At 44.8% G+C, this 26,804-nt stretch carries 23 protein-coding genes; 14 read left to right on the plus strand and 9 right to left on the minus strand.

From position 1 onward, the window contains the following. Positions 1–31: 31 nt before the first annotated feature. From BCV39_RS00955 to BCV39_RS00970, 4 genes are all read right to left on the minus strand, one after another. Complete coding sequence (locus tag BCV39_RS00955) at positions 32–1,207, minus strand: MalY/PatB family protein (RefSeq protein WP_102432002.1); 1,176 nt, start codon at positions 1,205–1,207, stop codon at positions 32–34. Between the two features lie 12 nt (positions 1,208–1,219). Beyond that, on the minus strand, positions 1,220–2,683 hold the full coding sequence (gene nhaC, locus BCV39_RS00960) for a Na+/H+ antiporter NhaC (protein WP_102432003.1): 1,464 nt from the start codon (positions 2,681–2,683) through the stop codon (positions 1,220–1,222). A 145-nt stretch (positions 2,684–2,828) separates the two neighbouring features. Then, positions 2,829–3,833 (minus strand): LacI family DNA-binding transcriptional regulator, encoded by a 1,005-nt coding sequence (locus BCV39_RS00965; protein WP_102432004.1) that lies wholly within the window; start codon positions 3,831–3,833, stop codon positions 2,829–2,831. A gap of 119 nt (positions 3,834–3,952) precedes the next feature. Further along, positions 3,953–5,380, minus strand: a complete 1,428-nt coding sequence (locus tag BCV39_RS00970; RefSeq protein WP_048663789.1) for a PLP-dependent aminotransferase family protein — start codon at positions 5,378–5,380, stop codon at positions 3,953–3,955. Positions 5,381–5,504: 124 nt separating this feature from the next. On the opposite strand from BCV39_RS00970, the gene BCV39_RS00975 reads away from it, so the two are divergent. Then, positions 5,505–6,404 carry a DMT family transporter gene (locus BCV39_RS00975; RefSeq protein WP_048663788.1) on the plus strand — a complete coding sequence of 300 codons (900 nt, stop codon included), beginning with the start codon at positions 5,505–5,507 and terminating at the stop codon, positions 6,402–6,404. A 104-nt stretch (positions 6,405–6,508) separates the two neighbouring features. On the opposite strand, the gene BCV39_RS00980 is transcribed toward BCV39_RS00975, so the two are convergent. Beyond that, complete coding sequence (locus tag BCV39_RS00980) at positions 6,509–6,934, minus strand: DUF3010 family protein (RefSeq protein WP_017069797.1); 426 nt, start codon at positions 6,932–6,934, stop codon at positions 6,509–6,511. A 260-nt stretch (positions 6,935–7,194) separates the two neighbouring features. Between BCV39_RS00980 and BCV39_RS00985 the strand changes: the two genes are divergently transcribed. Then, on the plus strand, positions 7,195–8,832 hold the full coding sequence (locus BCV39_RS00985; RefSeq protein ID WP_055319080.1) for a methyl-accepting chemotaxis protein: 1,638 nt from the start codon (positions 7,195–7,197) through the stop codon (positions 8,830–8,832). 152 nt (positions 8,833–8,984) lie between these two features. Here BCV39_RS00985 and BCV39_RS00990 read toward each other — a convergent pair whose 3' ends face one another. Continuing rightward, on the minus strand, positions 8,985–9,332 hold the full coding sequence (locus tag BCV39_RS00990) for a DUF3316 domain-containing protein (protein ID WP_048659007.1): 348 nt from the start codon (positions 9,330–9,332) through the stop codon (positions 8,985–8,987). A gap of 262 nt (positions 9,333–9,594) precedes the next feature. On the opposite strand from BCV39_RS00990, the gene BCV39_RS00995 reads away from it, so the two are divergent. Continuing rightward, positions 9,595–10,464 carry a LysR family transcriptional regulator gene (locus tag BCV39_RS00995; protein WP_048669431.1) on the plus strand — a complete coding sequence of 290 codons (870 nt, stop codon included), beginning with the start codon at positions 9,595–9,597 and terminating at the stop codon, positions 10,462–10,464. Positions 10,465–10,581: 117 nt separating this feature from the next. Here BCV39_RS00995 and BCV39_RS01000 read toward each other — a convergent pair whose 3' ends face one another. Further along, positions 10,582–12,243, minus strand: a complete 1,662-nt coding sequence (locus tag BCV39_RS01000; protein WP_102432005.1) for a methyl-accepting chemotaxis protein — start codon at positions 12,241–12,243, stop codon at positions 10,582–10,584. A 275-nt stretch (positions 12,244–12,518) separates the two neighbouring features. Between BCV39_RS01000 and BCV39_RS01005 the strand changes: the two genes are divergently transcribed. The 5 genes from BCV39_RS01005 to dgcA all read left to right on the plus strand — a co-directional run bounded on the left by BCV39_RS01005 (position 12,519) and on the right by dgcA (position 17,083). Continuing rightward, positions 12,519–13,031, plus strand: a complete 513-nt coding sequence (locus tag BCV39_RS01005) for an RNA methyltransferase (protein ID WP_102432006.1) — start codon at positions 12,519–12,521, stop codon at positions 13,029–13,031. Between the two features lie 87 nt (positions 13,032–13,118). Beyond that, positions 13,119–13,955: an SGNH/GDSL hydrolase family protein gene (locus BCV39_RS01010; protein WP_102432007.1), complete on the plus strand. Its 837-nt coding sequence runs from the start codon at positions 13,119–13,121 to the stop codon at positions 13,953–13,955. 94 nt (positions 13,956–14,049) lie between these two features. Continuing rightward, a complete protein-coding gene (locus BCV39_RS01015; RefSeq protein WP_102432008.1) occupies positions 14,050–14,940 on the plus strand; it encodes a LysR family transcriptional regulator in 891 nt (296 codons plus the stop codon). A 91-nt stretch (positions 14,941–15,031) separates the two neighbouring features. Then, complete coding sequence (gene dgcN, locus BCV39_RS01020) at positions 15,032–16,039, plus strand: N-acetyltransferase DgcN (protein WP_102432009.1); 1,008 nt, start codon at positions 15,032–15,034, stop codon at positions 16,037–16,039. A gap of 57 nt (positions 16,040–16,096) precedes the next feature. Further along, positions 16,097–17,083, plus strand: a complete 987-nt coding sequence (gene dgcA / locus BCV39_RS01025) for an N-acetyl-D-Glu racemase DgcA (RefSeq protein WP_057623846.1) — start codon at positions 16,097–16,099, stop codon at positions 17,081–17,083. Positions 17,084–17,200: 117 nt separating this feature from the next. Here the strand turns inward: dgcA and BCV39_RS01030 are convergent, their stop codons facing one another. Continuing rightward, positions 17,201–18,133 (minus strand): LysR family transcriptional regulator, encoded by a 933-nt coding sequence (locus BCV39_RS01030; RefSeq protein WP_102432010.1) that lies wholly within the window; start codon positions 18,131–18,133, stop codon positions 17,201–17,203. Positions 18,134–18,307: 174 nt separating this feature from the next. Here BCV39_RS01030 and BCV39_RS01035 point away from each other — a divergent pair, with 174 nt between their 5' ends. Together BCV39_RS01035 and BCV39_RS01040 are read left to right on the plus strand one after the other, a co-directional pair. Further along, complete coding sequence (locus BCV39_RS01035; RefSeq protein WP_102432011.1) at positions 18,308–18,523, plus strand: 4-oxalocrotonate tautomerase family protein; 216 nt, start codon at positions 18,308–18,310, stop codon at positions 18,521–18,523. A gap of 102 nt (positions 18,524–18,625) precedes the next feature. Beyond that, positions 18,626–19,651, plus strand: coding sequence for a zinc-binding dehydrogenase (locus tag BCV39_RS01040; protein ID WP_102432012.1), 1,026 nt, complete (start codon positions 18,626–18,628; stop codon positions 19,649–19,651). A gap of 246 nt (positions 19,652–19,897) precedes the next feature. Here the strand turns inward: BCV39_RS01040 and BCV39_RS01045 are convergent, their stop codons facing one another. After that, positions 19,898–20,185 (minus strand): carboxymuconolactone decarboxylase family protein, encoded by a 288-nt coding sequence (locus tag BCV39_RS01045; protein WP_102432013.1) that lies wholly within the window; start codon positions 20,183–20,185, stop codon positions 19,898–19,900. 436 nt (positions 20,186–20,621) lie between these two features. Here BCV39_RS01045 and BCV39_RS01050 point away from each other — a divergent pair, with 436 nt between their 5' ends. The 4 genes from BCV39_RS01050 (at position 20,622) to phnD (ending at position 26,724) form a co-directional block, all read left to right on the plus strand. After that, positions 20,622–22,595 (plus strand): ATP-binding protein, encoded by a 1,974-nt coding sequence (locus BCV39_RS01050; RefSeq protein WP_102432014.1) that lies wholly within the window; start codon positions 20,622–20,624, stop codon positions 22,593–22,595. Beyond that, on the plus strand, positions 22,592–23,944 hold the full coding sequence (locus BCV39_RS01055) for a sigma-54 dependent transcriptional regulator (protein WP_102432015.1): 1,353 nt from the start codon (positions 22,592–22,594) through the stop codon (positions 23,942–23,944). Before BCV39_RS01050 ends, BCV39_RS01055 begins: the two co-directional genes overlap by 4 nt. A 263-nt stretch (positions 23,945–24,207) precedes the next feature. Next, positions 24,208–25,428, plus strand: a complete 1,221-nt coding sequence (locus BCV39_RS01060; protein WP_102432016.1) for a glycerophosphodiester phosphodiesterase family protein — start codon at positions 24,208–24,210, stop codon at positions 25,426–25,428. Positions 25,429–25,683: 255 nt separating this feature from the next. Further along, entirely contained in the window at positions 25,684–26,724 is a 1,041-nt protein-coding gene (phnD, locus tag BCV39_RS01065; protein ID WP_008216587.1) for a phosphate/phosphite/phosphonate ABC transporter substrate-binding protein, read from the plus strand. Positions 26,725–26,804 lie beyond the last annotated feature (80 nt).

A 26,804-nucleotide genomic window follows, 5' to 3' on the forward strand; every position in this document is an offset into this window, starting at 1 on the left:
TTGTTTGGCGTGGGTGACGTTTTCTAGTTGCTTACTTATCTACAGCTAATGCTACTTTTAGTCGTACCAAAGCGTCTGCTAATACTTCTGCAGGGCACCCTAGATTCAATCGAATAAATCCTGAACCTTCCTCGCCAAAGGCACAACCCATACTCGGTACAATACCGGCTGCAATGAGTTTGCGCTCAAGCTCTGCATCGCTTAGTTTCATTGCACGGCAATCTAGCCATGCAAGATACGTCGCTTCGGGTTTAGTGAAACGAATATGAGGCAACTCTGTCTTTAGGAATCCGCTCAGCGTTTCTATGTTGTCTTGCAGATACTGTTTTAAGTCCGCTAACCAAGCTTGACACTCTTGATATGCAGTGGTCGCTGCGGACATTGATAGATTGTTGAAGCAATCCATGCCATGAGCATCCAAACGTCGAACAAACTGCTCCTTCAATTCTGCATTTGGAATGATAAAGTTCGAAATTCTTAATGATGATAAGCCAAAAGTTTTACTGGCCGCAGTTGCCACAATAAGTTTGTCGGTTAGCGAACTTGGTAGTTTCAATGTTGAATGGAATATGTTGGATGTTAGCGCTAGGTCGCTCCAAATCTCATCACTGATCAGCCATACATCGTGTTTTTGGCAAAGCTCGGCAACTTGCAGGATCTCTTGTTCGCTCCATACTCTGCCTGTTGGGTTGTGTGGGTTGCAGAAAATCAACGCTTTGGCGCCACTCGCAAAGCAGTCTTCCAAATGTGCGAAATCAAGCTGGTAACGACCTTCTGATACTATCAATGGGTTGTTCAACACCTTACGATCATTTAGTTCGATGATCTTACGGAACGAACCGTAGCCCGGGCTTTGAATTACGATTTGGTCATTCACTTGTGTGAGCATTTGCAGCGCCATAGCAATACCGGGCAAAACGCCGTGCACCGTTGTAATCCATTCTCGTTTGATTTCTGTTTGATGTTGGTTTCTAAACCAATCGATCGCGGCTTGGTAGTAGTCGTCTTGACGTTCTGAGTAACCAAAAATACCATGAGAAATATCTTGAGCTAAGCGATCTAATACTTGTTGAGGCGCTTGGAAATCATAGTCAGAAACCCACATTGGCAGTAAGTTGGTACTTTCTAAGCCAAGCTTCTGCTCCATAAAGTCCCACTTTACCGACCCTGTATTTCTGCGGTTAATTGTATTGTCGAAAGAATTCATAGGATGTGAGCCTTACTTAGTGCTGTGAGCCAGGGAAGTTTCTACGGAGTCTTCTGATTGTTCAGGCTTTGTGTGTGCAATACCAAACCCAGTGAAACCATAAATCAGAGCGAAAACGATACCGGTGTAACATTGGATTGCCCAAGGTAGGTAATCTAGCGTTGCAACTCCGAGCGTGCTTGCCATGTAAATACCTGCCGCAGTCCAAGGAACCAGTGGTTCGATGATTGTGCCTGCGTCTTCAATGGTTCTAGATAGGTTTTTAGTGTCTAGCCCCATTTTACGGTAAGCGTTCTGAAACAGTTCACCAGGGATGAGAAGTGCTAATTTACCGTCAGAGGTCGTGAATACTACTGTGATGGTTGCAATCACTGTTGATGCGATAAGTTGTCCTGTTGAGTGAATCATATGCAAGAAACGACCTAGTACCACATTCAAAGCGCCGGTTAGGCTTAAAACACCTGCAAAAGAGAACGCACAGAAAACCAGTAGGATGGTGCTCATCATTGAGAACAAACCACCACGGTTTAGCAGTTTAGACACATCAGGAATTAGTCCATCAATCGCTGTACCTTTCGCTTCAAACAGAGCGACATTGAAGCCGTCGACATAAGCTTGGAAACCTTGTTGTAGAGAGAAACCTTGTAGAACCATACCTAATACAATCGCAAGAGCAGACGCACCTAACATCAGTGGCAGAACAGGTTTTTTGGTGAGTGCGCCCCACAGAATCATCACTGGTGGGATGATCAAAAGGATATTGAAGTTGTATAGGCTATCCAGTCCCGCAAGAATTTGAGTGACCTTTTCTGGTTCACCTACGTTCGCGATATCTGCACTTTGTCCAGCAAAGAAGAAGACAACTGATGCAATCACAAACCCAGGCAGCGTTGTGTAAAGCATGTGCTGAATGTGTTCGTACAATGTGGTGCCTGAAACGACAGGCGCAAAGTTAGTTGAGTCTGAAAGAGGGGAGATCTTGTCGCCAAAATATGCGCCAGAAACAACAGCACCCGCGGCAGCTGCCAATGATACATCTAGACCGGCCGCAACGCCCATCAGTGCAACACCAACCGTGCCCGCAGATCCCCAAGAAGTACCAGTACATACAGAGACAACAGCAGTAACGAAAAAGGCAGCGATAAGTATGTATTCAGCGCTGATGACTTTAAGCCCCCAGTAAACCATATAAGGGATCGTGCCACTGATCATCCAGCTTGCGATAAGACCGCCCACCGAAACCAATATCAAGATAACAGGCATCGCTTTTGCAAGTTTCTCAACAATCGCGTTGATGATGTCATCCCAGTTGTAGCCCATCTTCCAAGCAATGCATGCGGTGAAAGTCGCAGAAATGAGTAGCAGAACTTCAATGCGAAGTCCTAAAACACCGTATCCAATAGCAAGTAGCGCAAACATAACGGCGATGGGCGCTAATGCTAATCCGAACGATGGTAGAGGCTTTGAGTTATTCATATTTGTTGTCCTCAGGTGAATGTAGGGTTTGTTCGGAATGGATAATAAGCGTGCTCTGAAATCGAAAGTGCGACTTCAATGCTGTTTTCATGTAAGCGGTTACATGAGGTGTATACATGAGATTTTGGTCACATTTCGTCTCATTTTAGTGCTTGATTGACTTAACCGTCTGCCTTTCAACCAGTGTCGCTTCGAATTTATGTTGCTTAGGAGGGGCGTATCCTGCGGCTTTAAGTTTTATGGCAAGGTTAGCCGCATAAGTCGACATCTCGTCGATAGGGTTGTGCATGGTGGTTAACCGAGGGTAAAGATAGCGAGCGAGCAAAACATCATCAAAGCCGATCACAGAAATATCGTTGGGAACCGAGATGCCTTGATCTTGCAAGCTCGTCATTAAGCCTGCAGCCATTACATCATTGAAGGTGACGGCGGCTGTGACCTCGGGGCATTGGTTTACTAAGATGTCACCCGCCGCTTCACCACCTGATTCACTAAAGTTTTGGTTGATGATCCAATTAGGCTGTATTTCGATATTGGCCGCTTTCATCGCTTCTTGGTAGCCCTGTAAACGGTCTGTTCGGTCTTGGATTGGAAGGTCGCTCGAGACATAGGCGATTTTTCGATGACCCAGCTCGATGAGGTGCTTTACTGATATTTGAGATCCGAGTTTATTATCTACCCATACAGAGCGATTTGATATTTGAGCAATCGTGCGGTTGAGTAAAACCATTGCAGGTAATTGAGCGGAGTAACGCAGTAACGTGGTGTCATCGAGCATCTTTGAATGAATGACCATTGCTTCACAACCTTGGCTGATAAGAAAGTCGAGGCCTTCTTTTTCTCGCTGAGCATTGTGTCCGCCACTTACCACGACCAATTGGTAACCATTGGTTCTAGCCACTTCTTCGACACTCTTCGCGACCAGAGCAAAAAATGGATCGGCAAGGTTGCCAGTCAGTAATCCAAGCGTATTGCTGCTTCTACTTGCCAAGGCTGTTGCGCGAGCATCTTTGTGGTAATTGAGCTCTTTTACTGCACGTTCTACGCGCTCTAGCGTGATAGGTTCAACGTAGCAGGTTCGGTTTAATACACGAGAAACCGTTGCTGTTGAAACCCCTGCAAGTGCTGCTACATCTTTTATTGTTGCCACGTTTAATTCTGCTAAGCATAGAAAGGCTGCGAGTGTAGCGAATCTCTAATATTTAATATGTTAATAAGGTCAAAGCTATTAACTCTTGATTGAGAATATTAGTCGAATACTGAAAATATCTAACGTACGTGCTTAGCTATTATCTTCGCCAGCGTCACAATCCCTTCTTTCCACTCTTTGCTCTCCTCAATGTTAGCGACAGTGAAGCGCAAGCAGTGTTTGTATTGGTCATTGGTCCCAAACACTGTACCGGGTAAAATCCCCAACTTATGCTTTAAGCAGTCTTGATAGACGGCATAGCTGTCGACCGACTCAGGCAGTGTTATCCAGTTGAGAAATGAGCCTTCCGGCTTTGATAGGTGGTAGTGTCCGACAAGGTGCGGGTAACTATCAAGAGCTTGAATTAACAAGCTTTGGAACTGTTTTTGATTGGTTTGATAGAGCCGTTTCATTTTGGATAAATGACTGCGATATTTACCGGTAGTGAGGAATTGACCCACCGCGGATTGCATGAGGTTTGAGCTGCCCATGTTGTCACATAAAAGGTACTTTTCGACCAAGGGCTGATAGCGCCCCGACAGTAACCAGCCGATTCGTAAGCGTGAGTCTAAGGTTTTAGACAATGAGTTGACGTAGATGACTCTATCTTGATCATCCAGTTCTTTGAGGCTCGCGATTGGTGTGTCGAATGCCAAGCTACCGAACACATCGTCTTCGATAATCGGTAAGGATCCGGTGATCTCCAGTAATGCTTTTCGATTCGCCAATGGCATCCGTGAACCGGTTGGATTGGTAAAGTTTGGCGTTAGCAGTAAGGTTTTCACTTCCCATTTGCCCAGCGCACTTTGTAGTGATGGGATATCAATACCGTGGCTAACGCTGCTGGGAATTTCAAGGGCTTGTAAGCCAAGCGACTCAAGTAAAAGTAGATTGCCGAAGTAACATGGCGACTCGACCGCCACGATGTCCCCCGGCTTGGTGAGCGCACGTAAAGCTAAACTGATCGCCTGTTGAGCTCCATGAGTAATCGCAATCTCTTTCGATCCCGCAGGCACACCAAGATCATGGGTGATCTTTAACAATTGCTTTACTAATTGCTCGTCTCCAGGAGGCAGTTGGTAATAACCGGGAAGCTGAGTTTGCAAACGACTGTGGCGACCGATCTCGGCGTACAAGCTACGAATCGCAGGGTTGTTGATATTGGGGTGTGCTGAGCCTGCCAATAGTTTTAGACGACCTTTTGGACGAGAGAGTACCGATTTGGTGACAGATAATAGATCAACTTTTTGAGGTTGGCTTGATGCATCCCAGCTAGTGGTGTTGGGTGCTTTCACGCGATAACCCGACTTGGGAACCGAGTACACCCAGCCCGTCGCTTCCAACTCTTGATAGGCGCGAATCACGGTGTTTTTGCTCACACCCAATTGTTCGCTTAATTGGCGGATCGAGGGAAGGCGATCGTCTGGGTGAAATAACCCTTTATCAATCTGAGCCTTAATATGTTGTTCGGTAGCGAGATATTTATTGCCGCTGACTTCTGCTTCCACGTTGTTCTCCCTCATAGCTCACACTCAATCTGTAACCATTTAAAGTGTTATATCTGTATCTTTATTAGTTATCTGTACCCAACTAAGGTAACAGCATTGATGAAGAGTTGACCAGAGGTTTGTAATGCTGATTAAAATGATTCCGTTTGTGTTTGTAATATTGTGGTCGTCAGGCTTTGTTGGCGCTCGTCTTGGCGTGGAATACGCAGAACCCGCAACATTACTTTCACTAAGGATGGTAGCCAACGTGGCGCTGTTCTTGGTTTTAATTGCAATCCTTAAGCGTCGTATCCCTCGTGGTCGAGCATTCTTCCACGCTGCTGTGGTCGGCATCTTGATTCATGGTTTCTACCTTGGTGGCACTTATCTGGCAATTGATATGGGTATGCCTGCCGGGTTGAGTTCTCTACTTGTTGGCTTACAACCGATTCTCACCGCATTAATTATGATCAGCTGTACTTCGCAGCGTTTTAATTTTGCACAGTGGTTGGGATTGGCGCTTGGTTTTGCGGGTATTAGTTTGGTGTTGATGGGCAATATTGAATGGCAGTCAGACGACCAAAAAGGCTTGGCAACGTTATTGTGTTTGGTTTCTTTGGTTGGTATTACCTGCGGGACTCTGTATCAGAAGCGCTTCTGTCAGGGCACTGATATGGTCGGCGGTGCGATGGTGCAATATTTGGCTTCTGCAGCGTTGTTTCTGCCGTTCGCAATGCGTTATGAAACTATGCAAGTGAACTGGACGGTAGAATTCACGTTGACTCTAATCTGGCTGGTGGTCGTTCTGTCTTGTGTTGCCATCCTATTGTTGCTTTACATGGTAGAGCACGGTGCATCTTCAAGTGTGGCTTCGGTCTTTTACTTGGTGCCACCGACGACAGCAATCCAAGCGTGGCTTATTTTCGGTGAGTCGTTCGACATCTATGGCGCGATGGGCTTTGCCTTGTCTGCTGCGGCGGTTTATTTGGTGGTGAGGAAGCCAGAATGGATTAAGGCTCGCAGGCGAACAGTGTTAGAGCGGTAGTGTGTATATCATAATTAACTCCACTTAACGTCAGTAACTAGAAACAAAAAAGAGCCTGAATATTCAGGCTCTTTCTGTATCAAATATTGGCTAGCGACTTTTGATTAGCGCTTCATCAAGCAAGCATATGCCGTAGTAAACGGTGCTTCTTGGTATTGCTTAAGGCCAGTTTCTTTGAATTTCATCATTAGAGGGTTGCGCTTGAGGCTCTCTTTGATGTCAGCAGGTGATACAACGGTTACGTCTAGGCCGTCGATCAGTTGAATTGCTGCTTCTAGTTTGAAACCAAAGCCACCGCCAGCAAATTTGCCTTTAGTTTGGCGTTGACGAATTACAACTTTATCTACTTGGTAATCTTCCATTAACTTTGCAAAAGAGAATTGAAAGTCTTTCATATTCTGTGTGTCGTTTGCGTCGCTAATTGAAACTTTAGAAACTCGGCAATCAGGAATGTTAAATACACCATCTGATAGAGAAAGAAGACAGATGACTGCATCGTTACCTTTGATTTCAACACCACAAATTTTCATGTTCTTACCTACTTATTTTAGAGCCCTACATTATGGTGTTATTTCTCACACTTCTCCAGTATTTGCGCGTACTCAGCGGCAAATAAGTCTAAATCAGAGCATACTTTAATGTTTGAGAGTTAACCTCTGGTTGAATAATCACCACGAAAATTAACGATATCGTTTGCTATGAGATAGGGCTCACAAATCCTTAGTGAGATTGCATATGTGTGCTGTATATTGCGCGCGCATCCCTATTTGAAGTGTGGTTATTAATCCCAATGAATATCAATAATCTTTCGATTAAGAGTAAAATCGCGATCCCGCTGTTGGTGATTGTGATTGTTTTTTCTACCGTTACTGTACTCAACGTTATCAGATCAAATGCTCAAGCTGCGATTAATAACGAGCTCAATAATGTGGTTCAGCCTGTGTTAGATAACCTAGAAGATGGCTACCGAGATATCTACCAAATTATCGCTTCGGCACAAGGTTTGTTGCTTGCTAAAGACCAAGCGGCGATTGAGTACCAAAAGTTTGAATTTAAAGACAACGCTTACAAAGCGGTTCCTCGTTTTCAAAGTGTCGAAACCTTGTATCAAGCGGGCGTGTTGGATCCATCTTCACGTGGTGAGTTATCAAAGCTTGTGAACGCGATGAGTAACTGGGTGGCGCTGCATGAGCCAATGTTTGCAGACCCTGCGAACGCGCATCAATACAATATTGATTACTCACCTGCATTAGATGCCGAGTTTGCGACTATTCGTAAGCAACTGCGTGATATCAGAACCTTGATTGAACTGAAGCAGAAAGAGCTTCGCCAGCAAGCCGATGACTCTATTGAATCAAGTAAGTTGATCATCGAAGTCGGTATGGCCGTTGCTGTATTCGCTGCAATCTTCGCGATGTGGTTGTCGAACCGTTTCATTATTCAACCCATTCAGAACGTTGAGAAAGCGATGAATGAAATCGCTTCGGGTGACGGTAATCTGTCTCAACGAATGAAGGTCGAAGGTAATGATGAGATTGCTCGTTTAAGCTCTGCTTTCAATCAGTTTGTTGGCAAGATCCACGTCACGGTCGAACAAGTTATTTTCACATCGAATGCGGTACGCGCTGAGATGGAAAACATCAAATCGTTAACCCAGAGTGTTGCTGAGTTCTCTTCAAATCAGCAGCGAGAAAGTGAAGTAGTCGCGGCGGCGGTTCATGAGATGCAAGCAACCAGTGAAGTGGTCAGTGGCAATGCATTAGATGCAGCAACCGCAAGTAACGTGGCGAACCATGAAGTGGAATCGGCAGATACCACGCTTGGCTTGACCGTGACTTCGATTGAACGCCTTGCGCAAGATATTGAGAACGCGGGTGGTGTAGTTCAAGAACTGGACACAGATGTGAAGAACATCGCCTCAATCCTTGGTGTGATCAAAGGTATTGCAGAACAAACTAACCTATTGGCATTAAATGCTGCGATTGAAGCAGCACGTGCCGGTGAACAAGGTCGTGGCTTTGCGGTTGTAGCTGATGAAGTTCGTGCGCTTGCAAGTAAAACTCAAGACAGCACTGGCGAAATTCAATCAATGATTGAACGCTTAGAAGTTGGTGCGAAACACGCGGTTGGTGTAATGACTGAAAGCAAAGTGAGTGGCGAGAAAACCATTGTTCAGGCAGGAACAGCGGCATCTTCATTGAGTGAGATTCGCAACTCAATCGGAAAGATGAACGACATGAACACACAAATCGCAACGGCGGCTTCGCAACAGTCTCAAGTGTCTGAAGAAGTGAATAAGAATGTTCAACGCATCGCTGAAAGCACAATGCAAATGGTTGAAATGGCGAGCAGCGCAGAAAATGCATGTATGGCATTGGCAGAACAGTGTGAGGCGCTAGATAGCCTAGTGTCTCAGTTTGAAGTTTAATTTTCAAAGTAGACAGACGAATATGAGCTGATACTGGTTGTTCGTTTGAATTCCATTAATCAGCGCTGAAGGTCAAAAAAGCCCATGCTCAATGAGTACGGGCTTTCTTTTAGATACTAGGTCGGTTTTGAGACCTAATTAATCGTTCGGTATTAGCTGCTGCGACCGTCTTTGTATGTGTAACGGTAGTCAACTTTTACGTTCGCTTGGTAATGAACATCGCCGCTCATGTTAGTGATTTTTTTCACTTCCATGTTCGCGTCATCAATCTTGAACGAATCGTATTTGGTTGTTTGTTGGAACTGTGGCAGTTCTCTTGAAAGCTCAAAAGGTGTTTTTGCGCTTAACTCATCCATAAGGTTAGTTCCTGCATCGTATGCTTCCGCTTCAGTAACAAATGTATCAGATTTTAGCGTTGTTTCTTGAATCGTTGTTTTGGTTGCTGCGAACGCTGTGGTGCTGAGTACAAGAGTTGATGCAAGTATGATTAATTTTTTCATAGGAGTACCTTACTGTGTTGAAGTACCTGTGTTCCGGTACAGAACCAACATATCAATGAAGTGGTAGGAGGAGTGTCAGGGGGAAATACGATTTTGTTAGTGTTCGGTAAGGAGTTTTGAGAAATGTCAGGTATCGGTTGGCGTTATTTTAATCAGTTGTGGCTGGCGAAGATTTATGCGCAAAGCATATCAAGCAAGGTGACACTGATATCTATCTTCAATACACTGTATGGGTAACCAAAATTCAGCATAAGGTAAAGGCATGGCCAATTGGGAAGGGGTAATTGAGTTTGTTGCAGTGGCAGAGCGTGAAAGCTTTACTGGTGCGGCGCAGAAACTCGCTACGTCGGTGGCTCAAATCAGTCGTAGGGTCGCAAACCTCGAAGAACGACTCGCAGTGAAACTGCTCAATCGAACGACCCGAAAGGTGTCTCTAACAGAGGCTGGGCAACTCTATTATCAGCAGTGTAAGTTGCTGGTCGAGGGCTTAGAAATTGCTGAGCTTGCGGTCACGCAGATGCAATCCACACCAAAAGGCTTACTGAAAGTCACCGCGCCTGTGACTTATGGTGAGCGCCAACTTGCTCCGATACTTCATCAATTCTTAAATCTTCACCCACAAGTAGAACTTGAGTTGATGCTGACTAATCAAAAGCTCGACCTAATCGACTCGGGTGTTGATGTAGCGATTCGTCTTGGTCGCTTAGAAGACTCAAGTCTTGTGGCGAAGAAGCTCTCTCAACGCCAACTCTATGTATGTGCCAGCCCTGAATATATTGAACGTTATGGGGAACCGCATACATTATCTGAATTAAATAATCATCAATGCTTAGTTGGTGGATTTGAACACTGGCGCTTTAAAGAAAATGGTCGCCCTCGTTCGGTTCGTGTTAACGGACGCATTAAGTGCAACAGTGGTTTAGCGTTATTAGATGCTGCGAAGCAGAGCATTGGCTTGGTGCAGTTACCTGAATACTACGTGAGTGAAGATCTAGACTCTGGAGAGTTAGTCGAAGTGCTTTCCGATTACCGAGACGACAAAGAAGGGATCTGGGCGTTGTACCCTCAGAACCGTAATCTATCTTCAAAGGTTCGCCTGCTGGTGGATTTCCTGTCTGAGCAATTGGATTAGTTTATGATCTAAAGCCACCAACGATAAAAAAAACGGGCTTCAGAATAGATATTCTGAAGCCCGTTTACTTTTAATGATGATAGCTTTGAACGTTGAGTAGCGTTCACTTACTCGACATTAGACAGTGAAGCGATCCACTAAATGATACAGCTCATTTGCACGACTGTTGAGGTTTTGGCTACCGGTGCGGTTTTGATTTGCTAGTGCCGCCGATTGTGAGCTTTGGTCTGAAATCACTACAATGCGTTGAGATATCTCTTGGCCGACAATATTCTGCTGTTCTGTTGCCGTAGCAATAAGCGAGTTCATGTCCATGATGGTATCTATCGATTCTTGGATCTTCGCCAGTGCAGCGGCGGCAGCGTTTGCTTCTTCCACGGTTTGAGCACTGCGATTTTGGCTTGAGTCCATCGCTTTTACAGCGGCGTCTGAAGCGGCTTTTAGTTGCTCAATCATCTTATGAATATCGCCCGTGCTCTCTTGAGTTCGGCTTGCCAGTTTACGTACCTCATCAGCTACCACTGCAAAACCACGACCTTGTTCACCTGCACGCGCAGCTTCAATCGCGGCATTCAATGCAAGTAGGTTAGTTTGCTCGGCAATATCTTGGATAACTGCCAGTGAAGAGGAGATGTTCTGCACATCGCCTTCTAATCGTGATACTACGGTGTTGGCTTCTGAAACTTCGCTCGCTAGGCCTGCAACCGAATCTGCAGCTGCGTTTACGATCTGTTGTGCTTCTTTGGCATTGCCCTCTGCAAGTTTAGCGGAATCAGCGGCTTGGCTTGCGTTGCTAGAGATTTCTTGCGCCGTTGTGGTCATCTCAGTCATCGCCGTTGCAACTTGTTCTGTCTCTTCACGTTGGCCTGTAGCAATTTCGTCGACCTGAGCGGCGCGAGAAGACATGCTAGATGTCTCGGCTACGACTTGCTGACCGACATCACTGACGCTGCGAATGATGGTTTGCAGGCTGGCAACAAAGGCATTGAAGTTTTCACTGAGCTTAGTGAACTCGGGCGCTTTGAAGGTTTCCATTCGGGCGGTTAAGTCGGCTTCACCACTTGCGAATGCGCTGATTGAACGGTCAAACTGCTCAAGTGGCTTCATAATGGTGCGGTTCACAGCAACAGCAAACGCTGCGACAACAAAGGCAATCAATCCGCAGAAAATAGCGATGGCAGTCAGTGAGCTTTGCAGCGCAGCGTTCGAGCTCTTTTTCATTTCTGCAATGACAGCATCAATGTCGTCAGTATAAAAACCGGTACCAAGCATCAAATCCCATTGTGGGATGAATATTGAATAGCTGAGTTTTGGTAGGGCTTCAGATTGACCAAGTTTAGGAAAGTAGTAGGTGGTGAATTCGCCAAGCTTTGAGTTCTTGATGAGGTCACGAATCAGGTAATTGCCTTTTTTGTCTTGCAGGTCGTAGTAGTTTTTCCCAATGCCATCCGTATTTTGTCCGACTACCACTCTCACACCTTTAGAGTCGTAACCAAAGATGTAACCAGATTCGCCATACTCGAGTGTTCTTAAGGTTGGCAAGGCCTCTTCTAATGTTGCACCTCTTTCCAAGAACGGGCTGATAGAAGATTGAGCCATTTGCAGATACGCTTTGAGTTCCTTTTCTTTCATCGCCATCATATTGCTACGCGTCGATTCTACTTGTTGTGCGGTTAGCTCAGTGCTCTTCATATACGTCACACTCATCATCCCGATTGCCATCAGTAGCAGTGGAATGAAAGAGAGGATATAAAGGCGGTTTTTGATGGTTAGGGTCATGTCACGCTTCCTGTGTGATTGTCTCATGCAATTTTCAACACATTATTAATGTGGTTTCAAAATGTAAATGGGCTTGTTGTTTAATTGTTACCCTAGAGTGTTTTTGTTTTATAAATATGATGACGGTTAAGTTTTTAAGGTGAGAAGCCTTGCAATTAGAGGCTTAAGAGCGAAAAAGTGAGTTTGTATCGATGCTTTTGAAATCGACGCTGCTTTGTTAGAATGCGACGCTTTGTAGCACCCTGCTATGTCTATTCGTTAAGTGAGAAAGATTCATGAACAAAAGCCATGTGACTATTGGTTTAACTAACCCAAAGAGCCCGACAAACGTTGGTGCTGTTATGCGCGCGGCTGGTTGTTACCAAGTCGACGAAGTTAGATACACAGGGCAACGCTACGAAAAAGCCGCGAAATTTCACACCGATACCAAGAGTGCTGCGCGTACCATCCCGTTGACCGGTGTTGAGTCGTTTTTAGACAATCTTGATCCAGAAACTAAGATCGTTTGTGTGGAACTCGCTGAAGGTGCAACACCACTGCCGCGTTTTAAACACCCAGAAAATGCCATTTATATCTTTGGCCCTGAAGACGGCTCTATTTCTCAAGATGTTGCCGATAGAGCAGATCACGTTGTGTACGTTCCAACAGTTGGCTGCATGAACTTAGCCGCAACAGTGAATGTGCTACTTTACGATCGTCTTGCTAAATCTGATGAAATGGATGAGAGCAACGAGCTGATTAAGAAAAGTCGTGATAACCGTAATCACCTGCTAATCAAAGAAAAGTAAATCTCTACTTCTAGTGTTATCTATCCCGTACGCAATCGGATATTATCTTGAGTTCATTACCAGATAATTGAAGGGTTAGATAACACTATGGAAGACAAGCAATTACTTGCCGCACTACAACAACACCCTGTCCTCGATCTCTATCAGTTATTCCAAGAAGTTGGTCAAAATCGCTCTCTGTACGTATTGTTAGAGAGGCTATCTTCCCTTAAAGAACATCATCAATTGAGCACTCGTCTCAGCCCTTTCAAGCCTCACATCGAAGGGTTACTGGCTCAATTCGATAGCACCACACCTGACAGTGAAATCCTCAAGGCAGTTGCTCTTCAGTCAGAGATTCATCAACGAGGCCACAGCATGAGCCGTTACATCATGACATCAGATAATCATCGTCATTTTTCTCCAAGTGCAGACTTAGTCTTGTTTGGTGACTCGATCACTGAATGGGCTCCGTGGGCGGATATTTTCCGTGATGTTTCTATGGTCAATCGCGGCTTAGCGGGGGATACCACAACCGGCATGTTACGCCGCATTGATACCACGTTAAACGTGAAGCCAAAGCTGGTGTGTTTTATGGCAGGGATAAACGATTTAGCGCAAGGTTACGATGTCGAGCATATCTACCAGAACTACGTTGATATGCTTAAGGTGTGGCAAGAAAACGATATTCGAATATTGGTGCAATCAACGCTTTATGTAGGGTCTAAACTGCAAAGCTTGAACCCTCAGGTTTCAGAATTAAACCAAAGACTAGAAGCTTATTGCAGACAGCATGATATCGAGTTTTTGGATGTGAACCGTGTTCTAGCACCTAATCAATTACTATCAAATGGATATAGTTGTGACGATCTGCATTTGAATGCCAAGGCTTATCAAGCTTGGGCTGAGGTTCTTCAACCTGCGATAGCTGAGTTACTAAAATAAACCCATGTAGATAGCTAAGTTGATAGATAGACAGTTTAGTTAATACAACAGAATCCAAGCCCTAAACCTGTTCGGTGAACCAAAGGACATCAATTTGAACCTGAGACAACTGGAAGTCTTTTACGCCATTATGCAGACCGGAACCGTATCTGGAGCTGCACGCAGCTTGCATGTGTCCCAGCCTAATGTGACGCGTATTTTGGCGCACACTGAGCAGCAGTTGGGGTTTGGCTTGTTCGAGCGTGTCAAAGGGCGATTGGTGCCAACGGTTGAAGCGAAAACCTTGTTACCGGAAGCGGAGAAGGTCTACCAACAACTGGGTCAATTTCGTTCTTTGACTAACAAAGTGAAGCAAGGCCATCAGCATTTGCGTATTGGCGCACCGCCGATTTTAGCGACCAAATTGCTGACTCCGGTAATAGCCCAAATGTCTCGTGAACAAGAGCTCTCTTTTGAGTTGTTGACTGCTAACCGTGATGAACTTTGTGCTGGGCTATTAAAGCATGAGCTCGATATTGCTATCGCATTTGGAGATGAAGCACCGCCAGCTATATTGTCTGAAGCCTTACTGGCCGAATCACTTAAGGCTCTGGTTCCATCCCACACTGTTGAACAGTTACCGACTGAATTAACCCTTGATGACCTGATCAATTATCCCTTACCAATCATCGGGCTTGATAGCCGCGATCCATTAGGCCTCCTATTACATCAAAGCCTTATTGCGCGAGATGAGCATTATCACCATCCGATATCGGTACGTGGATACAGCGCGGCGGCGGAACTGGTCAAGCACCAAGCGGGGTTTGCGATTGTGGATCCGTGGACGGCAGAGCAATATCAAAATGACGATGCAGTCTGTGTGTTGCCACTTCAACCAGACATCCAATTTTCGGTCTCGATGCTTTGCGCAGAGCACACCCCTCAGTCGATTTCCGTTAAGCAATTGATCGCTTCATTGAAGAGCCATACTCAGCCTATAACTTAAGGTTATAGGCACTCGATAAATAGGTATTCGGCAGCCTTTAACTTCTTAATTAAAGTAATTCCATACAAGGACTTATTAATTAGGAATGCTCATGTCTATCGCTCAACCTTACCTTCTTTTTCTTGGGGATGTTACTGACCCACTGGCCGCAAAAACAGCTCGTGGTATTCATCAGTGGCGACCAGAAATCTGCCTTGGCCAGTTACGTTTAACAGAACAGACAGTTTCTCTTGGTTTGATGGATCTGACTTTGCAACAGGCACAAGCGCAGGGTGCGAAAACGCTAGTGATTGGCACTGCAAACCCGGGCGGCGTTATTCCTGAGTCATGGCAACCAACCATATTGGCAGCTGCAGAAATGGGATTTGAGATTGCATCCGGCATGCACCAGCGCTTGAGTGAATTCTCACCGCTTGCTGACATGCAACAGCGAGGATTGACTAAGCTTCATGATGTACGCCATTTTGATGGTGATCTAAACGTTGGTAACGGTAAGTCTCGCCTAGGCAAGCGCCTGCTCACGGTCGGAACCGATTGTTCGGTAGGCAAAATGTTTTCGGCGTTGGCGATTGAAAAATCACTTAAAGAAGCGGGAACATCTGCTCAGTTCAAAGCGACAGGGCAGACAGGTATTTTGATTGAAGGCAGCGGTATTTCGATTGATGCTGTGGTTGCAGATTTCATTTCTGGCGCGGTTGAAGCGATCAGCTCTGAATTTACCGATCACGAATGGGACATTATTGAAGGGCAGGGTTCTTTGTTCAACCCTTCTTTTGCAGGCGTGAGCTTGGGTTTGTTGCATGGCGCGCAAGCTGATGCTTTGGTGCTGTGTCATGAAGTAGGACGACCACATATTCGCAACCTTCCGCATGCTAAACTACCAACGATTGAACAGACGATTGATGTTAACTTGCAGGCGGCACGACTGACAAATCCAGATGTGAAGTTGGTGGGTATTTGCCTGAACACATCGGCTATTAGCATTGAAGAGGCTGAGACATTGTGCCAAGAATGGACCACACTCTATCAAGTGCCCGTGACGGATCCGGTGCGATTTGGTGTACAACATATTACTGATCATTTGCGACATTCACTTTAACGACTTCATCATTTCTACGTTTCCATTTGTTAAAGCGAACATCAACCGAGTGAAATTATGAAGATTACAGCAGAACCAGTTACTATCGCGATGCAAACGCCTTTTCGCATATCTCGAGGCAGCCGAACAGAGTGTCATGTTGTTCGCGTTTACATTGAACATAATGGTAAACAAGCTCAAGGCGAGTGTACTCCTTACCCGCGTTATGGTGAGTCATCCGAGTCTGTGTTGGCGCAAATCCAACAAGCTTCGAGCTCTCTTGAAATGGCCTTTGAGCGTGGTATGACCGATCCTGAAGAATTACGAGATCATCTTCAGTCTTCATTGACTGGAGGAGCAGCGCGTAATGCTATCGATTGTGCGCTTTGGGATTATCAAGCGCAGCAGAACGACCAGATCTTTCCGAATAGCTTGTTCGAGTTACCTAAGCAGATTGTTACCGCTATGACAGTCTCGATTGGCACACCAGAGGCGATGGCAATACAAGCTCGAGATTATGTGGCGAACGGTGCGAAACTTCTAAAAGTGAAGCTTGATGGTGAGCAAGTAGTAGAGCGTGTACGCGCTGTCCGAGAAGCGGCTCCTGGGGTTAAAATTGTACTGGATGCCAATGAAGCATGGACTGGGCTGAACCTTGAAGAGCTGTTCAATCAGCTGACTGAGTTTGATATCGCGATGATCGAGCAACCTTTACCACAACAGCATGATGCCTCACTGGCACACATCAAGCATCCAATTCCACTGTGTGCTGATGAAAGCTGCCATACCAGTTCCCAACTGTCTTCGTTGTTGGGCAAGTATGAAATGGTCAACATCAAGCTTGATAAAACCGGTGGTTTGACAGAAGCATTAGCACTTGCCGAAGAAGCGCAAAGGCTCGGATTTACTCTGATGTCGGGCTGTATGCTTGGTACCTCACTGGCCATGCGTGCAGCTCTGCCGATCGCAGTGCAATCTGAAATCGTCGACCTAGATGGACCTGTATTACTTGGTCAAGACGTGTCGCCAGCACTGACTTATCAAGATGGGATGATCATTCTTTAACTCGTTGAGTTTCAACCAGTAGTTTTACATGACATCAATGAAATCGCGTGAGTGAAAGCTTGTGCGATTTTTGTTGGTATTAATAAACCTTAACTGATTAATATTATGAAAGTTATATTAAGTGTTCTTGTACTGCAGTTCATGTTGATCCGAGGTCATCATGAACTCAATGAATTTTCTCGTTTTTAAAGGCGTATAACGAGCGTATGGATACATCATAATGAATGGACGTGTTGTTCCTGAATACTCTTGTAATACTTCGACTAGCTCTCCCTTTTGTAGCTCTTGCTCAACCGTGAAGCGATAGACCTGCATGAGCCCTGCACCACTTTTAACCAATGTCAGCGTGGCTAAGAAATCTTCCTGACACAGTAAACGTCCCTTCGTTTCTACTTTGATGAGATCGCCTTTAGAAAGAAATGTCCATGGTACTTTTCGACCACTGCTAGGCAATATGTACTGTATACATTCATGCTCCTGAAGATCAGCAACAACACTTGGTGCGGGGTGATTTTTTAAGTATGACGGCGCAGCAACAATGATGAGCTCTGCATCCTCAAGGCGTCGTGCAATCAAACCGGAATCATGCAACTCACTCCCTCTAATGGCTACGTCATAATTATCCTCCGAAAAATCAATGTTTTGATTACTGACCTCTATGTTGATTTTCAACTGTGGGTAAAGGTCACAAAACTGATTTATCCGTGGTAGTAAGCGGTAATGTGCATACAGAGTAGGGACACTAATGCTAAGTACTCCCACCGGTTCTTGAGTTTCTCCCGATATTTTTTCTTCTGCTTCAATTAATTGATTCAAGGCATTTCGACAATCCACGTAATAACGTTGACCTGTATCTGTCGTTCTCATATTGCGAGTTGTTCTAATGAACAGTCGAGTTTGTAATCTCTTTTCGAGTCGAGCAATAGAACGGCTGACTGCTGCAGGTGTCACACCAGCAGCATTAGCAGCGGCCGTAAAGCTGCCAGTTTCCACGGTAAGGCAAAAAAGCTCGATGCTGCTCATTTGTACATTGTCAAAATATCGTTGCATAACGCCCTCATAGATTGATTACATTGTGTATCAACTGTAATGACTTAAAGCTCATTTTTCAATTTTAAGTAACAGGTTATCTTAACCTCCATCATCAAGATGCCGAGTTAGAACCAGAATCTAGACAAGATATGGACTCTACATTGGCAACCAAATAATGAGGACGAATTCAAAATGCCATACGTCAATATTAAAGTGACACGAGAAGGTGTGACTGCTGAACAAAAGAAACGTCTGATTGAAGGAACAACTGATCTGCTCTATCAAGTGCTCGATAAACCAAAATCAACGGTATTTGTCGTGATTGACGAAGTGGAAACCGATAATTGGGGTGTTGGCGGGGAGACAGTAACAACACTTCGAAACAAACAGGAATCTGTCAAAGAATAGATTTTAAACTTTCTATTTAACCATTTGCTATTTCTATACCTAAGTAACATTAGTGATCGATAAATCGTCGATCACCTTAAACCATATACTGGAGAAAATCGTATGAAAGCTGCTGTTATTCATAATTTTGGTGGACCTGAAGAAATTAAATTTGAAGAGGTTCCAACATCTCAACCAGGTCCTGGAGAAGTGTTGATAAAAACACAGGCGATTGGTACAAATCGACTTGATCATTATGTTCGTTTAGGACAGATTTCACCGGATTTAACATTCCCTCATGTTCTGGGCTCTGATGCTGTCGGCCAGGTGGTTGAACTTGGAGATGACGTTACTGGATTTGATATCGGTGATCGTGTTATTTCGATGCCTGGTTATCCACTTGATCCAGCAGAATCGCATGTCCGTCCGGTTACTGTAGCCAACAGTTATGCGATTCCGGGTGCTCATCGTCAGGGAACCTACTCAGAATATATTGTTGTACCAGCACAGTGGTTGCTAATTGATAATACTGGATTACCTGTTGAGCAGATAGCCGCATTACCAGTGCCTCTGTTAATCGCCATTCGTTCTATTGAAATTGTTGGTGAAGTTAAAGCAGGTGATACCGTCTTAGTACATGCGGGCGCTTCAAGTACAGGGATGATGAGCATTCAAATTGCAAAAGCACTTGGTGCTCGTGTCGTTACTACGGTACAAAATGAAGACTCAGCTAACATTGCTAAAGATTGTGGCGCTGATTTTGTTATCAATTCTTCTGAGCAAGATTTTGTTGCTGCTATCAATGAATGGACTGCAGGCAAAGGCGTGGACGTTGCTATTGATAATTTAGGAGGTGATATTCTTCAACAAACGATTAATGTCGTACGCCCTCAGGGCATTATCGTCACAATGGGCTTCATGGCTGGTACTGAAGCGACAATAGATGTTCGTAATTTCTTCTTTACCCAAAAGCAGTTACGAGGAACATTAGTTGGAGATATTGAAGATTTTTCACGATGGCTTCCAGCAATCAAAAAAGGGCAAATCAAACCATTGATTGATAGTACACTACCGTTATCTTTGGCAGCGAAAGCTCATGAACGAATGGCAAGCAATCAAGCGCTTGGAGCGATTGTACTTATTCCTTAATGTCATCATTGTTCGGGGGAAGGTAATCAAATATGTCATTGTCAGTTACCTTAATAACTAGAACTTGCTTCCTTATAGTTGTTAGGTGCAGATAAAGTACTTCAGACCATTAAAGTCGTTCTTTGGAACAACGGCGTTAATGGTCATACAAACTTCGTGGAAAATATTTTAGTCACTCAGATCCAAAGGTTAATTTTGAAGTTGTTCCCTATGTTTTAGTCTCTTCACAACGTCATACACAATTCTCTAGTTAAACGAGTTTAAGTCTATGTCATAACGTTCCAATACTTCTTGAAACTGAAGTTTTTTTTGACCGGCGGCTACAGCCATAACTTTGGCTGTTACATCCGAAATCTCGCCTTTCGTGATTCCAGTTTTTTTTGCCTGCTTTAAGTAATAGTTTGTACATGGCAGACAATTCATCCCCATGGCAGCGGCTAAACCGACTAGAAGTTCAGTCTTAGAGTCTAAGTATTCATTATCATGAGTTGAACGATAAAATGCGCCATAGGGCTCTTGGTGCTTTCCTAGCATAAAAACCATCCATTATTTGTGGGTATGTTAAGTAAGTTAAACTAGTGGAGATTTTATAGCAAGGAAGAAGTAAATGGTCTTGATCTAACTTGATTTGGGCAGAAGTATGGTAAGTCCCGTTTTGCGAGTGAACTGCCCAATACGATCAATCTCTATGATAAATGATCAGACTTTATTGGAAGTGCTCAAACTAAAATGCCCTCCGACAGGGATTGATAAAGTAATCACGTTTCTGTCGGTGCGGTCACTTTCTATTATCGCAAAACAGACCACGCAAGCTTTATAAAATAATTGTTATGATATCTTATGTGAAATGTTAATGATTACTCTTCATTTAATAGTTTCACTAAAGCTATTCGATGCAAGCCTAAGTAAGGCTCATGCCATAACTAATTGAATCATTAGCAGTTCCTGTTGACGATTTGATGAGAAGAAGGTGGGGCGAGTGAGCAGTCGTGTCTCAAAAGTGATAGATAACAAGGACAGTTTTGAACGTCCATTTCCGATCAAGATTCCGCGTCGTAAGTGGTTTGGCTGGAAGGGCATAGAGCTGCGTTTAGTGTTGGCGTTAGCCATGCTATCGATGACCACCATCTTTCTCTCGGTAGTCTCCAGTTTCACCTTTGATAACCTAAATCAACGCCTTGTTGAGCTAAAAGAGAGTGAAATCCCCGCTTTAGATAACGCTGCACGCCTCAATGACATGGTGCGTGTGATTATCACAACCTCATCGCAACTCAGTGATGCGGAATCGAATTTAGAACGCAAACAAGCGATGCTTAAAATTGAAGACGCCATTTCCGTCATGAATAGCGTAATGGTTCAATTCCCCGATTATCACTCCTATTTTAAAGATCTTATTGCTCAAGTTAACAATAGTCTGAGTTTGTTGTATCAAAGTGAAATTGAGTCAGAACAACTCAATCAAGAACTTCGTAATTTACTTGAAGGCTTTTATCCTCTATTGCAACAAGCCAGTGACTCACTCGATAGTTTGCCTGACCCAGCCAAAGATCAAATCCAATATACCCAGTTAAAATCCCTGTTGTATTACCAATTAGGCTTAGTCGAAAAACTGTATAACGACTCAAGCTTTAATGAGTTGGATTACACCAGTCTAAGATTAGAGCAGGTTGGAGAAGAGTGGTGGCAGCTTTGGGTAAGTGGCGATCTCAGAAGTACCTTTCCTGAATTAGATCATCAACTCACGGTGATTTATAACCTCGCCTCAAGTGATAGCAGCTTGTATAGGATGAAAAACAAAGCGCTCGATCATCTCTATCAAGAGCAATATTTCCTGCAAAATAGCCGTGAGCATTTGAATCAGTTAACGGTGCAAATCGAACGTAACACCAGCCAAGTGAATCGCAATATTGATCAGTCGATTCAGCAGGCGCAGCACTCTTTGCAATCGAACCAACGTTTATCACTTTTCTTTTCCTTGTTCAGTGTTTTAGCTGCCGCTGCGATTTCATGGTTCTACGTGCGTAAGAGCATTTTGGAAAGACTTTTACAGCTTAAAGATAACATGTTTGCGATTTCTACCGGCCATTTAGATACCGAAGTGTCCATTCGTGGCAAAGACGAAGTGACGCAAATGGCTAAGTACCTAAAGGTATTTCAAACTACAGCCAAAGTCGTCAAGCAAACCAACCGTAAATTGGAGGCTGAGGTGGAAGAACGCACCTTGGCCGAGGCCAAGCTGCGTGTTACTCAGGATGAGCTCATTCAAGCTGGAAAACTGGCCGCGTTGGGGCAGTTAAGTGTCGGCATTACTCACGAGATCAATCAACCTCTGACCGCAGTAAATAGTCACGTTCGAAGTGCTCAATTATGGTTAGGTAAGCAAAGACCAGACAGAGCAGAAGATAACCTGAAAAAGATCGAGATCTTATTAGACAAAGTGGCTGCGATTACACGCCACTTGAAAGCCTTCTCACGCAAGAGTGACGGCAAAATTGATAACGTCGAGGTGGATAAGGTGATTGGCGATGCGATCGACCTCTTTGAAACTCGGCAGAGTAGGGTGTCAATTCAGTATTCCCTACAAAGCGATCAAATGGTACGAGCCAACAGCATTCGCTTAGAGCAGGTGCTGGTGAATTTAATCAGCAATGCGTTGGATGCCGTTGAACACAGGGAGCGGCCCCTGCTCAGCATCTCCACTCAAGAGTATCCGAACACTATTCAAATTGCAGTTAAGGACAATGGATTAGGAATACCCGAAGAGGACATTCCTTATCTGTTTGATCCGTTTTATACCCGTAAGACAACAGGCAAAGGGCTCGGTCTCGGTTTGTCTATCGCATACAACATAATCAAAGACTTTGGCGGCTCGATTCACGTGGAATCGGTTGAACACCAATGCACCACTTTTATTGTCACTCTACCAAAAGGCACAGGCTCATGACTGCAGAAAAACACATAGTTCTTATCGACGATGAAACCGACGTCGTTGAAGCCGTGAGCGAAATGTTGGAACTCGAGGGTTTTCATGTCACTAGCTTTACCGACCCTAACCTTGGCCTAAAGTCGCTGAAAGCGAACAGTCAGGCGGTGGTATTGTGTGATGTGCGAATGCCACAAGTCGACGGGCTTACGTTGTTGAGCTCAATCCAACATCGCGCAGCCAATGTTCCGGTATTACTGATGAGCGGGCATGGTGATATTCCGATGGCGATAGAGGCGATGAAGTTGGGTGCGTTCGACTTTCTGGAGAAACCCCTCAATGCCAGTGAGTTGGTAGAAAAGCTCGACTTGGCGTTGGCACAGTGTCAGCACAACAGCCCTGCAACGTTAGACGACGATCAGGACTCAGATCTTCCGATTGAGTCTGTGGTTATTGGCCAATCGAAAGCGATGGATACCATACGTAAGCAAGTGCTTGCCTTAGCACATACTGGCGTCGACACCATTATCAACGGAGAAACGGGAACGGGCAAAGAGGTAATAGCTCGAGCTCTGCATCAATTCAGCCGTCGTAAAGCCAAACCGTTTGTCGCGATAAACTGTGGCGGCATGACAGAAAGCATTATCGAAAGTGAGTTGTTTGGTCATGAAGCGGGCTCGTTTACCAGTGCCAATAAGAAACGTATCGGCAAAATAGAACAAGCCAATGGCGGCACTCTGTTTCTTGATGAAATAGAAAGTATGCCAATTGCGGTGCAAATTAAACTGCTGCGCGTGATTCAAGAACGAATGATTGAGCGTGTAGGCGGTAATGAGTTGATACCCGTCGACATCGTTGTGGTCGCGGCCAGTAAAGCCGATCTCGCGAGCCTGAGTGAATCAGGTGAGTTCAGAGCTGATCTCTTCTATCGCCTCAATATTGCTAGCTTAAACCTTCCCGCATTGCGTCAACGCAAAGAAGACATTCAGGTGTTGTTCCGCCACTTTGTGATACAAGCGAGCCACAAGTACAAGACGCGTCCATCGACGATTTATCCCGAACAGATACAGCAGCTTTGCCGACATGAATGGCCAGGAAACGTGCGTGAGTTACGTAATGTCGCCGACCGATTTGTACTTGGCATTGTCGGTGATGGCTTCGATCTGCAATCGCCAATTTGTGAATCGACTGGGGAAGATTTCGCCTTTGAAAAGCAGATGGAGCAGTACGAGAGAAATGTATTAACCGAAGCCTTGATAGAGAGCGCGGGCAATATCAATGAGGTCTCGAATAAGCTGAATCTACCCCGAAAAACGCTTTATCGAAAAATGAAGAAACATCAGTTGGATAAAGAGAGCTTTAAAGCCTAACTCATTAACTTGGTTCTTGAGGAGCAAACCTAAACCAAAAGACAAAGCGGAAGAAAAAGCACAAGACAACAATGACCCATTTATCATTTAGTCGAATGATTAACTGTTTCAAGTAATTGTAATAAAAGAGTTTTAACATTTGGCACAAAGCGTGCAATCCCTACATTGTGGCACCTGCCCACATGAGGTCATCTCACAGAAGGTAGAAATGACCGGATTAAGGAAATTAGAAAAATAATTGCTTGTTGCAAGGAGATACAAACATGAAGCAAATACTGAAAGGTTCGATTGCTCTGATACTCGGCGTTAGCTCAATGACAGCATGGGCGGCAACAGAGTCAGCAAACCTAGGACCTCGTCCCCTCTTTTTAGTCAACAATATGGATGAGAGCCCTTTGAAAACCAAGCTGCTCAGTTGTAGCGAAGGGCCTTTTCATCGTAGTGATTTTTCTATTGGGCACCGCGGAGCTGCAATGCAGTTTCCCGAGCACACCAAAGAATCATACTTAGCGGCAATTCAGATGGGAGCCGGTGTCGTAGAGTGTGATGTGACCTTCACTAAAGATAAGGCGTTGGTATGTCGACACTCTCAAAGTGACCTGCACACCACAACTGATGTGTTGGCGCATCCTGAACTCGCTAAGAAGTGTTCAGTTCCATTTAAACCTGCGAACCCAGCGACAGGTGAAGATGCTCAGGTTGAGTGTCGTACTTCCGATTTCACGCTGGCGGAGTTTAAGACGTTAAAAGGTAAAATGGATGGGGCGAACCCGAAAGCCACCACAGTCGAAGAGTACATGAACGGTACTCCGGGTTGGAGAACCGATCTTTACAGCCAGAGTGGGACGCTGATGACACACGCAGAAAGTGCGGCGCTGTTTAAAGAACACGGTGTGAAAGTGACACCTGAATTGAAATCGGCAGCGGTTGAGATGCCTTTCAATGGCTTCAGCCAAGAGATGTACGCGCAAAAGCTGGTGGATGAACTAAAAGAAGCGGGCTTTGCACCTTCAGAGACTTACTTGCAATCGTTCAACCTGGATGACGTGAAGTACTGGATCAAAGCTGCACCAAAATTCGGTAAACAAGCCGTTTATCTTGATGACCGTGTTTACGAGCAAGCGAACTTTGTTGCTTCTGTTGAAAACATGAAAGAGCTGCACGATGCGGGTGTGAACATCATCGCGCCACCTCTGTTTGCTCTGGTTGATTTAGACGAAAACAACGAACTGGTTGCGTCTAACTACGCCAAGCTTGCTAAAGATGCAGACCTCGACATCATCGCATGGACTCTGGAACGTTCAGGCCCACTCGCGCAAGGCGGCGGTTGGTACTACAAGAGCGTGAAAGATGGTATCAACAATGATGGCGACATGATGAAAATGCTCGATGTGTTAGCACAAGATGTGGGTGTGATGGGCGTATTCAGTGACTGGCCTGCAACGGTCACTTACTACGCAAACTGCATGGACAGCGACGCCTAAGTTATCTGGATTATTGAAGAATAATAAGAGAAAAAGCAGTGAACCAAAGAGCCTTCGGGCTCTTTTTTTACCATCAAGGTTGATGGGACAGAAATGACCCAAATGATTGGTTTTGAGTTGGACATCAATGACTCAAAAGATCTTGGTTAGTTTGATTTTTGTTGTAAGTCATTGAAATTTAGCAAATAAAAATATGGCACGAAGGCTGCAATAGCGAAGGTGACTTTCAACAATAAGTAAAAGTAAGGTTTGAATATGAAAATCAGTGTTAAAGGACTGTTAATCGCTAGCTCATTACTACTTCCTTCAATGGCTATGGCAAGCGACTGCTCTAGTCGTGGTGTGTTAGACGATCGATACTGTGATGAAAACCAAGATTTGGTCGCCGATTCACCGAAGAACCCAGATGAGTGGAATGACCCAAGCACGCTTGTGTTTACTTACACGCCAGTAGAAGACCCTGCTTTGTACAAAGATGCGTTTGCCGACTTCCAAGCTCACTTAAGCAAAATCACGGGTAAGCGAGTGATTTACTACACGGTGCACTCGAACTCTGCACAAGTAGAAGCGATGCGTTCTGGCCGTTTGCACGTAGCTGGTTTCTCTACGGGCCCAACTGGCTACGCGGTTAACCTAGCGGGCTACGTTCCAATTGCAGTGAAAGGCGATGAGTCTGGTTTCCAAGGCTACAACCTGATTACCATTGTACGCAAAGACAGTGGTATCAACACCATGGCTGATCTAAAAGGCAAAAAGGTTGCACACACTTCTGCATCATCAAACTCTGGCAACCTAGCTCCTCGTGCGTTGTTCCCAGCTAAAGGGTTAGTGCCAGATGAAGACTACAAAGTGCTTTACTCAGGTAAGCATGACCAATCGATTCTAGGTGTATTCAACGGAGACTATGATGCAGCACCTGTGGCATCTGACGTGTACGATCGTATGGTGGCAGCAGGTCGTGTTGATGATTCTGAGCTTAAGATCATCTACCGTAGCCCGCGCTTCCCAACGTCTGCGTTTGGTTACGCGTACAACCTAAAACCGGAGCTGGTTGAGAAGATCAACGAAGCTTTCTTTAGCTACCGCTTCACACCAGAGATGAGCGCATCATTCAAAGGTGCAGACCGCTTCTCACCAATCAGCTACAAAGAAGAGTGGGACGTGATTCGTGATATCGCCCACGCGACAGGTACGGCTTACACTAAAGCTGGCCTTAAGAAACTCGCGGAAAAAGATGCGGCTAAACGCGCGAAGAAAAAAGCAGCTGAGTTAGCGAAACAAGCAAACAACGGCTAATTCTTTTTCTATTAGAAGACTAAGTTCTCGAAAGACTTAGTTCTTTAAAAACACCTACTTCAACTAAATATCTATGCCCT

The sequence above is a fragment of the Vibrio sp. 10N.286.55.E10 genome (assembly GCF_002872555.1).
GTDB classification, from domain to species: Bacteria; Pseudomonadota; Gammaproteobacteria; order Enterobacterales; family Vibrionaceae; genus Vibrio; species Vibrio crassostreae.